This is a genomic window from Stenotrophomonas sp. STEN013 (genome assembly GCF_056760355.1).
This window is the reverse complement of the sequence record NZ_JBRREO010000013.1, coordinates 19548-33475: the sequence shown is the minus strand read 5'-3', so window position 1 is coordinate 33475 and position 13928 is coordinate 19548. Positions and strand designations below refer to the sequence as shown.

Below are 13928 nucleotides of genomic sequence, written 5' to 3'. Positions count from 1 at the left end.
CCGGCAGCGGCCGGGCTTGGGGGAACGCCGCCAGAAAATGGCGTTCAGCGCGCCCGCTGCCGCATCCGCACCGCATGCGCCCAGCGAGAAGCAATACCCGGGGCGGTGATGCACACCGCCTCGTCCGTCACCGTCGTCACCGCACGCTCCAGCAGCTGGATGTCGGCCTCGTGCTGACGCGCCACGTGCGGATCCTCGAAGAAAATCGCACGCTGGCAGCGGTGCTCCAACACCCGGTCGGCGATCTGCGCGTCGCCACCCAGCGGCCCGCTCTGGAAGCGCTGGATCCACTCCTGGTCACGCGGCCAGCCGCGGCTCCAGGCCAGCTCGTTCAAACGTTGGCCGGTGGTGCCGGTGCCGATGCGCTGGGCGAATTGCGAGAGCACCTCGAAATGTTCGGCGGCGAAGTCCAGCATCTGCGGCTTGCGCGCGTCATGGGCGATCAGGGCCAGCGTCTGATTGGCAAAGTCATACAGATCGTCCGCGCCGGGATCGACGGAAAAGCCCGCATGCATCCGCTCCATCTCGATCCAGTCCCGCGCAGTGGCCACGGTGGAGATGAAAGGCTTGCCGTGGATCACGCACTGGCGTTTCAAGGCGATGGCTTCGGGGAATACCGAGGACGGGTCGACCGGGTCGATCAGGTAGATGGCGCCGTCCAAAGTCCGTTCCGGTGTGCCCATGCCGACGACTTCGGCCACCAGTTTCATCAGTCCGCCCTCGCGGCCGTAAGGGTAGCGCTTGAGGGCGGGATAGTTCTCCAGCGGCCGGGTGCTGGCGATGGCGTCATAGGTGCGACCAACCGCGTGCAGCTCCACGCCGAGCTCGCGGATGCCGTTTTCGCACGCGCGCAGCCAACGGAACAGGGCCGAATCGGCCCCGTCATGATGCAGGCGGTTGGCCGCCAGACCGATACGCATTGCGGGGACGTCTCCGGATGGGGAGCGCTGAGTGTAGAGCGTGTGTCAGCGTTGCAGCAGGGTGATGATGCTCTGCGCTGCGTCCCGGCCTTCAGCAACGGCCGTCACCACCAGGTCGGCACCCCGCACCGCATCCCCGCCGGCGAACAGCCGGGGGTTGTGGGTCTGGTAGGGCAGCAGGGAGCTGCCGCCGGCGATGATGCGGCCGTTGCTGCTGGCCTGTACGCCTTGGGCTGCCAGCCACTCCGGCAGCGTCGGCGAGAAGCCGAAGGCGATGATCACCACATCCGCTTCCAGCAGCGACTCGCTGCCTTCGATGGGCACCGCGTTGCGGCGGCCGTTGGCATCGGGTGCGCCCAGCCCGGTTTCGACCACCGTCACGCCGATCACTTCGTCGTCGGCACCGGCCTCGATCGCCAACGGTTGGCGGTTGAACAGAAAGCGCACGCCCTCTTCGCGGGCGTTGGCCACCTCGCGTGCTGAGCCCGGCATGCTGGCTTCATCACGGCGATACGCGCAGGTCACTTTGGCCGCGCCCAGGCGGATCGCGCTGCGCACGCAGTCCATACCGGTGTCACCGCCGCCGAGTACCACCACGCGCTTGCCGTTGAGGTCGGGCAGGGCGATCTGGTCTTCCCAGCCGGCGATCGGCCGTCCCTGCGGATCATCGCCACTGACGATGCGGCTGTTGTGCACCAGGAACGGCAACGCCGGCAGCACGCCCTTGAGATCCTGGCCGATCAGGCCGCCGTCGGTGTAACGGTAGGCACCGGTGCCGAGGAACACCGCGTCGTAGTCGGCCTGCAGCTGCTCGATGCTGATGTCACGGCCGATCTCCACGCCCAGGCGGAACTGCACGCCCATGCCGTCGAGGATCTCGCGGCGGCGGTCGATCACGCTCTTGTCCAGCTTGAAGCTGGGGATGCCGAACTGCAGCAGGCCCCCAATCTTCTCGTAACGGTCGAACACCACCGCCTGCACGCCCGCCCGTGCCAGGCGATCGGCGCAGGCCAGCCCCGCCGGGCCGGCACCGACAACCGCCACGCGCTTGCCGGTGCACTCGACCGCGTGCAGATCGGGCTTCCAGCCGGTGGCCAGCGCGGTATCGACGATGTATTTCTCGACCGCACCGATGGTGACCGCGCCGAATTCCTCCAGCGTGCAGCTGCCTTCGCATAGGCGGTCCTGCGGACAGACCCGACCACAGACCTCCGGCAGTGGGTTGGTTGAATGACAGAGCGTTGCCGCTTCGTGGATGCGATCCTCCTGCACCAGCTGCAGCCACTGCGGGATGGCGTTGTGCACAGGGCACTTCCAGCTGCAGTAGGGATTGCCGCAATCCAGGCAACGACCGGCCTGGTATTGCGCATCGCTCTTGTCGAACTTGCCGTAGAGCTCGCCCCAATCGCCGGACGTGCGCAACTCCACCGGAATGCGCTGCGGCATGGTGCGGGGCAGATCGAGGAACTGGAAGGCTTGCTTGCGGCTCATGGAAGATTCCGGGCGAGCTTCCCGCCTGCGGGAAGCATTGGCTAAGGCACAACGGTTGGATGTGTCGATGCGGGGCGTGTCCGCACCGACGCCAGATCAGGCTGCGCGGCGCAGCGACTCGGCCAGCGACTCGATGCTGGCGGCCTTGGGTTTGACCAGCCAGAACTTGCCGACGTAGTCGCGGAACTCGTCGAGGATCTGCTGCGCCCAGATGCTGCCGGTCAACTCGCGGTGACGGCCGATCAGGGTGTGCAGGTGTTGCCGGTAGTTCTCGAAGCCTTCGGCCGAAATGCGGTGGATGTCGATCAGCTCATGGTTGTAGCGGTCGACGAAGTCACGGTCGACGTCGAGCACATACGCCAAGCCACCGGTGAAGCCGGCGCCGAAGTTCAGGCCGACCTTGCCCAGCACCACCACCACGCCGTCGGTCATGTATTCGCAGCAGTGGTCGCCGGCGCCTTCAATCACCGCCAGCGCGCCGGAGTTGCGCACGCCGAAGCGTTCGCCTGCGCGGCCTGCGGCAAACAGCTCGCCACCGGTGGCGCCATAGAGGCAGGTGTTGCCGATGATGGCGGTGTTGCGCGCCTCGAAGCGGGCGCCGCGCGGTGGGCGTACCACCAGGCGGCCGCCGGCCATGCCCTTGCCCACGTAGTCGTTGGCTTCGCCTTCCACTTCCAGGTTCAGGCCGCCGACATTGAACGCGCCGAAGCTCTGTCCGGCGGTGCCGCGGAAGCGCAGGTTCAACGGCGCTTCGCTCATGCCGTGGTTGCCATATGCGCGGGCGATGGTGCCGGACAGGCGCGTGCCCACCGAGCGGTCGGTGTTGTGGATCAGGAAGCGGTGCTCACCGCCACGCTTGTGGGCGATGGCATCGGCCAGCAGGTCGTCCATCTGCGTGGCCAGGCTGTCCGGCGACTGGTACAGGCGCTGTGCGGCGCAATGCGCGCCCTCGTAGTGGGCAGGCGTGAGCAGGCGCGACAGATCGACCTTGACGCCTTCGCGCGGCGACACGTCCAGCTGTTGCAGCAGATCGGTGCGGCCGACGATCTCATCCAGCGAACGCGCGCCCAGGTAGGACAGCCACTGCCGCACTTCCTCGGCCAGCAGACGGAAGAAGTTCTCCACGCGCTCCGGCAGGCCGGTGAAGTAGCCCGCACGCAGACGCTCGTCCTGGGTGGCCACACCGGTGGCGCAGTTGTTGAGATGGCAGATGCGCAGATACTTGCAGCCCAGCACGATCATCGGCCCGGTGCCGAAACCGAAGCTGTCGGCGCCCAGCAGTGCGGCCTTGACCACATCCAGGCCGGTCTTCAGGCCGCCGTCGGTCTGCAGCAGGGTGCGGCTGCGCAGGTCGTTGGCCACCAGTGCCTGGTGCGACTCGGCCACGCCCAGTTCCCACGGTACGCCGGCATAGCGGATCGAGCTGACCGGTGAGGCACCGGTGCCGCCGTCATGGCCGGACACGGTGATCAGATCGGCGCCGGCTTTCACCACGCCGGCAGCAATGGTGCCGACGCCGGCATGCGATACCAGCTTCACCGAGATCAGCGCCTGCGGATTGACCTGCTTCAGGTCGTAGATCAGCTGTGCCAGGTCCTCGATGGAATAGATGTCATGGTGCGGCGGCGGCGAGATCAGGCCGATGCCGGGCTTGGCATAGCGCAGGCGCGCGATCAGCTCGTTGACCTTGTGGCCCGGCAGCTGGCCGCCTTCGCCGGGCTTGGCGCCCTGCGCCACCTTGATCTGCAGCACTTCGGCATTGACCAGGTATTCGGCGGTGACGCCGAAGCGGCCGGAGGCCACCTGCTTGATCTTGGAACGCTTCCCGGTGCCGTAGCGGGCGGGATCTTCGCCGCCTTCGCCGGAGTTGGAGCGGCCGCCGAGGCGGTTCATCGCAATCGCCAGCGCTTCATGCGCTTCCGGCGACAACGCGCCCAGCGAAATGGCAGCGGTATCGAAACGCTTGAACAGCGCTTCGACCGGTTCCACCTCGTCCAATGGCACCGGCGTTGCCGCCGGCTTGAGCTGCAGCAGATCGCGCAGCGCCGAGGTCGGGCGCGAATGCACCGCGTCCATGTACTTGCGCCAGTCGGCGGCATCGCCGGTACGCGAAGCGCGCTGCAGCGTCATCACCACGTCCGGGTTGTACATGTGGTATTCGCCGCCGTGCACGTACTTGAGCAGGCCGCCGACTTCCGGCTCGGCCAGATCATTCCAGGCACGCGCCATCAGCTCGCGGGCTTCGGTATCCAGGCGCGCCAGGCCGACGCCGCCGATGCGCGCGGCGGTATCCGGGAAGCACAGTTCAACCACGTCCGGGTCCAGGCCGACGATCTCGAACAGCTGCGCGCCGCGATAGCTGGCAATGGTGCAGATGCCCATCTTGGAGATGATCTTGCTCAGGCCCTTGTAGATGCCCTTGCGGTAGCTGCGGCCGATCTGCGAGACCTCACCGCCCTTCTTCAACTGCAGGATGCCGCGCCGGCCCAGATCGAACAGGGTCTGGTAGGCCAGATACGGATATACCGCGGTCGCACCAAAGCCCAGCAGACAGGCCATGTGGTGTGCATCGCGGGCGGTGCCGGTCTCGATGATCAGGTTGACGTCGCAGCGCAGCCCGACCTTCGAGAGATGGTGATGCACGGCGCTGGTGGCCAGCAGTGCATGCACCATCGGCCGGTCGGCGACCGGGTAGCGGTCGGACAGCAGCAGCATCACCGCGCCTTCGCGCGCGGCCTGTTCGCACTGCGCGCAGATGCGCTCGATGCCGGCCTTCAGCCCTTCCTCGACGCTGTAGGACAGGTCGATCAGGCGGTTGCGCGCGACGTACTGCTCCATCTTCAGCAACTGGCGCAGCTTGCGCTGGCTCAGCACCGGCGAGTTGAGGATGACGTGGTTCACCGTCTCCGCACCGGCGTGGAAGATGTTGGTTTCCTTGCCGAGCTGGGTGGTCAGCGACATCGCGCACTCTTCGCGCAGCGGATCGATCGGCGGGTTGGTGACCTGCGCGAAAGCCTGGCGGAAGTAGTCGTACAGCGGACGGGTGTGGCGGCTGAGCACGGCGATCGGCGTGTCATCGCCCATCGAGCCGGTGGCTTCCTGGCCGGTTTCGGCCAGCGGCCGCAGCACCTGTTCCAGTTCCTCGGTCGTGAGCTGGAACAGCTTGTGGTAGCTGCGCAGCGTGGCCTCGTCGAACGGCTCCTCGGCCAGCGACGGATCGATCAGCTCGGTCTGCAGGTAGGTCACGCCCTGGTGCAGCCATTGCTTGTACGGCGCACGTGCACGGTTGATGCGGTCGATGGCGTCCGAATCGAGCAGGTCGCCACGCTTGAGATCGATGGCCATCATCTGGCCCGGACCGAGCTTGCCCTTGCGCACCACGCGCTCGGTGGGCACTTCCCAGACGCCGGCTTCGGAGGCGACCAGGAAGTGGCGGTCGGAGGTCAGCAGCCAGCGCGCCGGGCGCAGACCGTTGCGGTCCAGCGTGCAGGCGGCATAGCGGCCATCGCAGGCGACGATGCCGGCCGGGCCATCCCACGGTTCGCTGTTCAAGCCATAGAACTCGTAGAACGCGGCCAGATCGGCATCCTTGAATTCCAGCGACTGGGTTGCCGGCGGTACCAGGATGCGCAGCGCCTGGATCAGCTCCATGCCGCCGGCCACCATCAGCTCGAGCATGTTGTCCATGCTCTGCGAATCGGAGCCGTGCATCGAGATCACCGGGTCGAGCTCGGCGATGTCGAACTTCGGCGTCTTCCACACCTTGCTGCGCGCCTGCGCCCAGCGGCGGTTGCCTTCGATGGTGTTGATCTCGCCGTTGTGGGCGAGCAGGCGGAACGGATGGGCCAGCGGCCAGCGTGGCAGGGTGTTGGTGGAAAAGCGCTGGTGGAACACCACCACGCTGGAGGCCAGTTCATGGCGCTGCAGGTCCGGGTAGAAGGTGCTCAGCTTGTCCGGCAGCACCATGCCCTTGTAGCTGATGGCTTCGGCGCTGAGGGTGGTGACGTAATAGTCGGCGACATCGCGCAGCGCCTGTTCGCTGCGACGGCGGGCCATGAACAGCGCCAGCGCGAACTGTTCGGCACTCTGCTCGATGTCGGCATCGACGAACACCTGCTCGATCTTCGGCAGCGTGTCGCGCGCCAGCTGGCCACAAACGCTGTCATCGGTGGGCACCTCACGCCAACCGCGCGGATGGCAGCCGGCGCGGCGCAGCTGGGCATCGAGTTCGTCACGGCAGCGCTGTGCGGCATCGGCGTCGTGCGGCAGGAACACCACGCCGGCGGCGAAATTGGGCCCCAGCGCGATGCCGGCTTCTTCGGCCAGCTGGCGCAGGAACACGGTGGGTTTGCGCAGCAGCAGGCCGCAGCCGTCACCGGTGAGCCCGTCAGCGGCGACGCCACCGCGGTGGGTCATGCGCGACAGGGCGGCGATGGCGGTATCCACCAGCAGGCGCGAGGGCTGGTCATCGAGCTGGGCGACCATGCCGAAGCCACAGGCGTCGCGTTCGTCTTGCGGGTCGTAAAGCCCTTGCGGGGTTCGGACTGCCATGTGTGCCTCTTGACGATGTCAGGTGAGCGGCGACACTCGCCTCGCGCTCAATCCCTGGAGCGCACCTTGAGGCCACCGGATGGCATCGACTAGATCACAGATGCTGCAGTGCCGCAATACATCGTTGCGGACGCAACCAAAGCCTTGTGGGACAAGGCTTTGGCGGGTTTCCATTCAGCCGCAACGCACGCCGCTGACCAGGCCTTTTTCATCGATCTCGATGTTCAGGCGCTCGCCGATGAACTCCATCGTGACCGGCTGGTTGGGCTTGAGCACGCGGACCTCGCTGGCGCCGGCATCGTCCTTGGCCTGGGCCTGCATCGCCTCCGACCAGGTCTGGCCGACCAGCCCCTGCACCTGGCTGGCATCGCAGCTGCCCACCGGCGGTGGCGTGGCGGCTTCGGCGGTGGCAGCGGCGGCGGCGGCCTGTTGGGCCTGGTCCAGCGCCTGGTCCTGCTCTTCCGCGGCCGGGCCCGAGCACGCGCCCAGCAACACGAGCGAGAAAGTGGCGGCAATCAGCGCGGCGGAGCGGCGCGTCGTGGACGGAAACTGCATCGGAACTCCAGAACGTTGTTGGACGTCCCCAGCATATCGCCTGCGTTCGGATGTGTACTGTCGCGCTGCAAAACGGCGGGTCATCCGCAGCGCAGCGCGGTGATGTTGTTGGTGGGGCCGATCTCGATGGTCAGATGGTCACCGCCAGCGCTGGCACCCACGTTGGCGTCATTGCGCCCGCGCTGCCCGCGGACCACGCTGACGCCCAGGCTGTCGCTGTCCACGCGTGCGCGTTCCACCGTTCCCGGTGCCGCCGCCAGGCCCACTGCGCCGCGCACGCTATCGGTGTGGCATTGCCCGGAAATCACCCCGTCGATCGGTTCCACCGACGCGACCGGGGTGCTGCTGCAGGCGCTGAGCGCAATCGCACTGATGCCGACGACAACAAGGATGCGGGACATGTTCGACTCCGGGTGTGGCAGTTGCCTACAGCCTGCCGCCGCTGGCGTAAGCGGTTGATGAAAAGCCCGGCGGTGCTGTTCCGCAGATGGCTCACCGGGCGCGCACGCAGGCCGGCGATGCGGGGCATTCGCGACTCGAACGCAGGCATGCGGACGCGCCGGTTGGCGGTCACCTGACAAAGGCCTGCTGCGCTGCCGATAATCGGGCCTTCACTTCCGGAGATGGCGATGTCAGCGCAGGAACGCTGCCGGGTACTGGTACTGGGCGGCTATGGCCACTTCGGAGCACGCATCGTGCGCTCCCTTGCGATCACGCCGGGTATCACGGTGATCGCCGCAGGTCGCAATCCGGCGCAGGCTGCCGCCCGTCTGCCAGGAGTGGATCTGGCGAACATCGAGCTGTGCCGATTGGATACTGCGGCTGCGGATTTTGCAGCGACGCTTGCCGGCACGCGCGCGGACCTGGTCATCCACACCGCCGGGCCGTTCCAGGGGCAGGGCTACGACGTGGCGCAGGCCTGCCTGCGGGCCGGCATGCACTACATCGATCTGGCTGATGGCCGTGAGTTTGTCGCCGGCTTTCCCGGGCAACTGGACGCGCTTGCGCAGCGGATGCAGTGCTGCGCGATCACTGGCGCCAGCACGTTGCCGGCGCTGTCCAGTGCGGTGGTGGATGCGTTGGCGCCGCAGTTCGAACAGCTGCACAGCATCGACATGGTGATCGCGCCGGCGCAGGCCACGCCGCTGGGCATCGCCACGGTGCGCGCGGTGTTGTCCTATTGCGGCAGGCCGTTCGACTGCTGGATCGATGGGCGCTGGCAGACCCGTATCGGGTGGGCCAAGCCGCAGCCGGTGCGCTTTGCGCGCATCGGCCCGCGTCTGGCCTCGCCCTGCGATGTGCCCGACCACACCTTGCTGGTGCAGCGCTATCCGGGCGTGGCGACGGTGCGTTTTCGTGCCGCGCTGGAACTGCCGTTGCTGTCGCGCTGTCTGGCCGCGCTGGCGTGGCTGCGCAGTCACGGCCTGCCGTTGCCGATGGAAGCGCTGGCCGGGGTGTTCGCGCGCGCCGGACGCTGGTTCGACCGTTTCGGCACGGACCTTGGCGGTATGCGCATCACCCTGCGCGGCCAACGCGGTGGTTTGCAGCACACCGTCCATTGGGACCTGACCGCGCCGATGCTGCACGGCCCGGAGATTCCCACCTTCGCCGCGGTGCTGCTGGCGCGCCGCTTCGCCCGCGGCGAAGGGCTGCCGATTGGCGCCCATGCCTGTATGGGCAGGCTGAGCCTGGCCGAGTTCGAGCGCGAGTTCGCGCGCTGGCGGATCGACAGCGCCGTCAGCTGAAGCATTCAGCCCGACAGGGGTCAGGGTGCCGACCGGGCTATTGACGACAGTTGTAGTCAGGCCTACCGTGACGACACATGTAGTCACGGAGACGGCCATGCGCCGCAAGACCATCGGGGACCAGGAACTGGCCCTGCTGCAGTACATCGGAGAGAACGAACCGGCCAGCGTCGGCGAGGTGGCGGCCTGCTTTGGGGAGGCCCGCGGGCTGGCCCGTTCCACCGTGCTGACGATGATGGAGCGCCTGCGCACCAAGGGATACCTGCAGCGTGAGCACGACGCCGGTGTATACCGCTACACCACCACCACCGGGCAGCAGGACGTGGTCAGCGGTGCGGTCGGCAGCTTTGTCGAGAAGACCCTGCAGGGATCGATCTCGCCGTTCGTGGCATGGATGTCGCAGAAAGCCGAGGTCAGCGACCACGAACTGGCCGAACTGGAAGCGCTGGTCAGCAAGCTGCAGTCGCAGCGCCGGGAGGACTGAATCATGGATTCCACCTTCGAACTGTTGGGCAGCCGCTTGCTGGCCACCAGCGTGCAGACCGCCCTGTTGGCGGGCCTGGTGTGGCTGCTGTGCCGCTGCGTGCGGCGGCTGCCGGCCAGCACCCAGTGCGCGCTGTGGTGGCTGGTGGCGCTGCAGGCGGTGGTCGGCGTGTTCTGGGTCGCACCGCTGGAACTGCCGGTACTGCCTGCAATAGAAATGGTGACGGTGGTGCAGCAGGCGCAGGCCGCCGCTCCGACGGTTGCAGCCACGCCGCTGATCGTGATGAAGCCCCTGCCGGTGGACAGCGGCTGGTCGTGGTCGCTGGTGCTGATGGCGTTGTGGGGGGGCGGCGTTGCGGTGATGGTATGGCGCACGTTCACTGCCTGGCGCGGCAGCCGTGCGCTGCTGCGTCATGCCCAGCCGTGCCGCGACCACAAGCTCGGTGCCGCCTTGCAACTCGCCGCCGCTGCCCATGGCCTGCGCCGCGCACCGCGTCTGATGCTCAGCACGGCCATCGATTCGCCGCAGCTGATCGGGCCGTGGCATCCGGTCCTGCTGCTGCCGGCACGTGGCCTGCAGCGCATGGACGATGACCAGCTGGACATGGCGCTGACCCACGAGCTGGTCCACCTGCAACGCCGCGACCTGTGGCTGGGCCTGGTGCCGGCACTGGCCCAGCACCTGTTCTTCTTCCACCCGCTGGTCCACCTGGCCGCCCGCGAATACGGCATTGCCCGCGAAGCGGCGGTGGACGCCGCCGTGGTTGCCGGGAATCGCCACTGCCGCCACCACTACGGACGCCTGCTGCTGCAATTGGGCGTCGCTCCACGTCCCGGCGCTGGATTGGCCAGTGCCTCGCCCAGCTTCCTCAGTCTGAAGCGGAGATTGCTCATGTTGCAGGACACCCCATCTTTCCCGCGCGCCGGCGCGGTGCTGATTCTTGCCGTCGTCGCGCTGGTCGGCGTGGCACCGCTGCGGCTGGTGGCGATGCCGGCTCCGCCCGCACCTCCCCCGCCGCCCGCTCCCCCTGCTGCGCCACCTGCCCCCCCCGCGCCTGTCATGCCGGCCATGCCCAAAGCCCTGCCCGCGCCGGCGATGCCGGCGGCACCGACGATGCCGTCCGCTCCTCCCGCGGCACCAGTGAAGACGCAGGGCGTGCTCCATCTCTCCAGCCAACCCCGCAGTGATGGCTATGTACTGCTGAAGGGGGACTACAACGTGATGAATGGTTCGGTCGCGGATCTACGCCACGCACAGCAGCTGGACGACGGCAACGGCGTGCTCTGGCTGCGCCGCGACGGCAAGCAGTACGTGGTCCGTGACGCCGCCACGCTGACACGCTTCCAGCAGCTGTATGCGGAGACCGCGCGCCTGGGTGAGGCACAGGGCCAGCTGGGTGAACAGCAAGGCAAGCTGGGCGAGCGGCAAGGGGAAATCGGTGCACGCATGGGCGAAATCGGCGCGCGTATCGGTGCCCTGGCCGCGCAACATGCCCAGCTGGCGCTACGCAGCGATGACAGCACCGAGGCCATACGCAGCGCCGTCGAAGCGGCCCGTCGCAAGGCCGAGCAGGCCCGTGCCGAGCTAGACACCCCGGCGCTGCGTGAGGAAATGCAACGTCTTGCCCGACAGCAGGCGGCGCTGGGCACGCGACAGGCTGCACTGGGCAAGCAGCAGGCCGCAGCCAGTGCCCGCGCCGAGCGCGAGGCCGAGCAGTTGATCCAGCACGTCATCCGCGAGGGCCTGGCCAAACCGGTCAGCGGCTGACCGGCCGATCATGCCCCGGGCCGCGCAACATTGCTGCGCGGCCCTTCTGTTTTCGGCAAAAGTGGAAGCGGGTCACGGTAAAGGGGTGTCTGGTCTGCGAGTCTTCGGCAACAGTCGTTTGTGCCGGCGTGCTGTGAACTCGCCGAATTCCATCTGCGGCACAATCGGCTCCACTTACGTGTCATGGAGGACCGATGAAGCCGATTTCTCTATCCGTTATGGCACTGTTCCTGGCCGGTATCGGCACCGCATGCGGAGCACGTTCGATGTCTGACCCGATCGCATCCAATCCTTACGCGGATGTAAAACACAGGGCGCCGCCGCAGCCCGAACTCAAGCGCAACCCCACGCCCACCCCGTACGAAATCACGGTGACTTTGAAAGACGCGCCGGGGCCATTCGCCTCGATCAAAGGCTTCATGCAGTACGAGACGAAACTGGCCGATCCCTGTCTGCCGGATCTGGGGGGCATGGCCGGTACGCGGATGCGGATCAAGGAAAACGTGCCGTTCGAACTGCAACAGGTCGATGTCGATACCTATCGTGGTGTGATCTATACCGATCTGTTCGAGGACCACGATTACTTTGGTCTGGGGAGCTGCCATGTGGGCCTTGTAGCAGCAAGGGTGGAGTTGCGGCCAACCGGAGCGACGACCGAAAGCGCATTTGTTGAATACCTGTCGCTGGATGAAATCCAGAAGCAGACTCCCATGCATTCGGGATTTCTGAAGCGTCAGTATCCCGCAGGGACGTTCGGTGGCGCATCTGTTCCTTCATTCCGGGAAGGAACCCAGATGCGCGCCAGAGTGGATGGGAAAGACCTCTTCGGCATCGAGCTTGTTGCCCATAAGCGGAACTGACCGGGCATGGACACGACCATCAATTCCAGGTTGGCCGTAGATGTGTATGAGGCGGCGAAGCCGCGTCAAGAAGAAGAATGGTTTGATCTTGATGGACACAGGATCAAGGTTGTCAGGCGCTTCGATGATGAATCCGGCTATCAGGGAGTTCTGTATGAAAGCCTGCAGACCGGTGAGCTGATCCTTGCCCACCGCGGCACCGAGTTCGACAAGCAACTGGTCAAGGATGGTCTTATCGCCGACGGTGGAATGGTGATGTTTGGAGCGAACAGCCAGGCCAAAGCTGCGATGAACGCAACAGAGTTCGCGTTGGAATATGCGAAGAACAATGCTGAAGCCTGTGGAGCAATGCCACTCTCAGTTGTTGGTCATTCTCTTGGTGGAACGCTGGCGCAGATCACCGCTTACCGCTATGGCCTGCGCGGTGAGACCTTCAACGCCTATGGTGCTGCAGGTCTGACCGCCGACCTGCATGAAGGGGGCAGCCAGATCATCAACCATGTGCGTGCGACCGACTTTGTGAGCGCTGCGAGTCGGCATGTCGGCGAAGTCCGTGTTTACGCCGCACAGAAGGATATTCAAGCATTGGAGTTGGCTGGGTACGCCAACGATGACCGTCGTTTCACTGATCTACGCAATCCGCTGGCCGTAGTGGCTGGCGTTGGCGTCGAGACGCACTACAGCCGCAACTTCCTCGCGGACAATGATCTCGGTATCGGCGGCTCGATCACCGGTGCTGAGAATGCCGCCCGCTACGAACAGTACAAGCCGATGATCGATAAGTACCGCGCGGACGTGGCCACGCTCCACAACACACTGGCGCTGCCACGGAACGTTGTCGACGGTGTCGTTGACCGGGCCCGCAACGTGTTCGCCGGACGTGACATGCAGGAACAGCCCGCGGCATTGCGACAGACCGGCTGTGCATTGCCTGCATCCGTTGATGCCCGCGATCCTGCACACCCGGATCACGGGCTCTACGTGCAAATCCAGCAGGGCATGAGGGCGGTGGATGCCATTCTTGACCGGGTCCCGGACGCAGCGACAGATCGCGCCAGTGCGCGACTGTTCGCGGAGGCCAAGGCCGGTGGCATCACCCGTGCCGACCATGTGCTGATGAGCCCGGGAGGCGCTGCCCCTGTCGCAGGTCCCAACCTGTTTGTTGTCCAGGGCGCGTTGAATGACCCGGCGCACCTGCGCGTGCAGGTGATTTCATCCGAAGCCGTGGCCACTGCCGTGGAGCAGTCTTTTGAGCGTGCTGCGCTCTTTGAAAAGCGGCAGGCCGCTTCGCCTTCGCAACAGATGCAACAACAGGAACAGGGCGCACCCCGTCTTTCGATGTGAGGGCGCGCGCTTGCCGATAGCACGGCGGGTGCGCGCCGATTCACTATTTCATCGCCTCTATCGCTGTCCGGCGGTGCGTCTCAACGGTGTAGTCCACAGGAACACCTGCACCCCCCCGACTTTTCGGATGCCGATGTCGAAAGCGTCTGGTTCCGATTCCGCAAAGGCGTTCTGCTTTCGTCCCGTTTGGATCAACGTGCCCGTCATGGAG

The 13928-nt window shown here is 66.1% G+C and carries 10 protein-coding genes; 5 read left to right on the top strand and 5 right to left on the bottom strand.

The window, feature by feature from the left end; genetic code table 11:
• Positions 1 to 44: 44 nt before the first annotated feature.
• The 5 genes from ACVOMH_RS15390 to ACVOMH_RS15370 form a co-directional block, all read right to left on the bottom strand.
• Positions 45 to 920, bottom strand: coding sequence for a methylglyoxal synthase (locus ACVOMH_RS15390; protein ID WP_481552536.1), 876 nt, complete (start codon positions 918 to 920; stop codon positions 45 to 47).
• A 45-nt stretch (positions 921 to 965) separates the two neighbouring features.
• Complete coding sequence (locus tag ACVOMH_RS15385; RefSeq protein WP_481552535.1) at positions 966 to 2411, bottom strand: FAD-dependent oxidoreductase; 1446 nt, start codon at positions 2409 to 2411, stop codon at positions 966 to 968.
• Between the two features lie 96 nt (positions 2412 to 2507).
• Positions 2508 to 6962 (bottom strand): glutamate synthase large subunit, encoded by a 4455-nt coding sequence (gene gltB / locus ACVOMH_RS15380; RefSeq protein WP_481552534.1) that lies wholly within the window; start codon positions 6960 to 6962, stop codon positions 2508 to 2510.
• A gap of 174 nt (positions 6963 to 7136) precedes the next feature.
• Positions 7137 to 7517: an I78 family peptidase inhibitor gene (locus tag ACVOMH_RS15375; protein WP_481552533.1), complete on the bottom strand. Its 381-nt coding sequence runs from the start codon at positions 7515 to 7517 to the stop codon at positions 7137 to 7139.
• Positions 7518 to 7597: 80 nt separating this feature from the next.
• Positions 7598 to 7918, bottom strand: a complete 321-nt coding sequence (locus ACVOMH_RS15370) for a hypothetical protein (protein WP_481552532.1) — start codon at positions 7916 to 7918, stop codon at positions 7598 to 7600.
• A 228-nt stretch (positions 7919 to 8146) separates the two neighbouring features.
• Between ACVOMH_RS15370 and ACVOMH_RS15365 the strand changes: the two genes are divergently transcribed.
• From ACVOMH_RS15365 to ACVOMH_RS15345, 5 genes are all read left to right on the top strand, one after another.
• Positions 8147 to 9262, top strand: a complete 1116-nt coding sequence (locus ACVOMH_RS15365) for a saccharopine dehydrogenase family protein (protein WP_481552531.1) — start codon at positions 8147 to 8149, stop codon at positions 9260 to 9262.
• A gap of 97 nt (positions 9263 to 9359) precedes the next feature.
• The gene (locus ACVOMH_RS15360; protein WP_054660920.1) at positions 9360 to 9746 is read left to right on the top strand and encodes a BlaI/MecI/CopY family transcriptional regulator; all 387 of its coding nucleotides are present in this window, start codon (positions 9360 to 9362) and stop codon (positions 9744 to 9746) included.
• 3 nt (positions 9747 to 9749) lie between these two features.
• The gene (locus ACVOMH_RS15355; protein ID WP_481524197.1) at positions 9750 to 11513 is read left to right on the top strand and encodes a M56 family metallopeptidase; all 1764 of its coding nucleotides are present in this window, start codon (positions 9750 to 9752) and stop codon (positions 11511 to 11513) included.
• Positions 11514 to 11707: 194 nt separating this feature from the next.
• On the top strand, positions 11708 to 12373 hold the full coding sequence (locus tag ACVOMH_RS15350; protein WP_481524196.1) for a hypothetical protein: 666 nt from the start codon (positions 11708 to 11710) through the stop codon (positions 12371 to 12373).
• Between the two features lie 6 nt (positions 12374 to 12379).
• Positions 12380 to 13717 (top strand): XVIPCD domain-containing protein, encoded by a 1338-nt coding sequence (locus ACVOMH_RS15345; RefSeq protein WP_481552530.1) that lies wholly within the window; start codon positions 12380 to 12382, stop codon positions 13715 to 13717.
• Positions 13718 to 13928: the final 211 nt, after the last annotated feature.

Bases quoted from the DNA above. Each gene is read 5' to 3' on its own strand.
- ACVOMH_RS15365 (WP_481552531.1), top strand. From the start codon at position 8,147: ATGTCAGCGCAGGAACGCTGCCGGGTACTGGTACTGGGCGGCTATGGC.
- ACVOMH_RS15355 (WP_481524197.1), top strand. From the start codon at position 9,750: ATGGATTCCACCTTCGAACTGTTGGGCAGCCGCTTGCTGGCCACCAGC.
- ACVOMH_RS15350 (WP_481524196.1), top strand. From the start codon at position 11,708: ATGAAGCCGATTTCTCTATCCGTTATGGCACTGTTCCTGGCCGGTATC.
- ACVOMH_RS15345 (WP_481552530.1), top strand. From the start codon at position 12,380: ATGGACACGACCATCAATTCCAGGTTGGCCGTAGATGTGTATGAGGCG.
- ACVOMH_RS15390 (WP_481552536.1), bottom strand. From the start codon at position 920: ATGCGTATCGGTCTGGCGGCCAACCGCCTGCATCATGACGGGGCCGAT.
- ACVOMH_RS15370 (WP_481552532.1), bottom strand. From the start codon at position 7,918: ATGTCCCGCATCCTTGTTGTCGTCGGCATCAGTGCGATTGCGCTCAGC.
- ACVOMH_RS15385 (WP_481552535.1), bottom strand. From the start codon at position 2,411: ATGAGCCGCAAGCAAGCCTTCCAGTTCCTCGATCTGCCCCGCACCATG.
- gltB (WP_481552534.1), bottom strand. From the start codon at position 6,962: ATGGCAGTCCGAACCCCGCAAGGGCTTTACGACCCGCAAGACGAACGC.
- ACVOMH_RS15360 (WP_054660920.1), top strand. From the start codon at position 9,360: ATGCGCCGCAAGACCATCGGGGACCAGGAACTGGCCCTGCTGCAGTAC.
- ACVOMH_RS15375 (WP_481552533.1), bottom strand. From the start codon at position 7,517: ATGCAGTTTCCGTCCACGACGCGCCGCTCCGCCGCGCTGATTGCCGCC.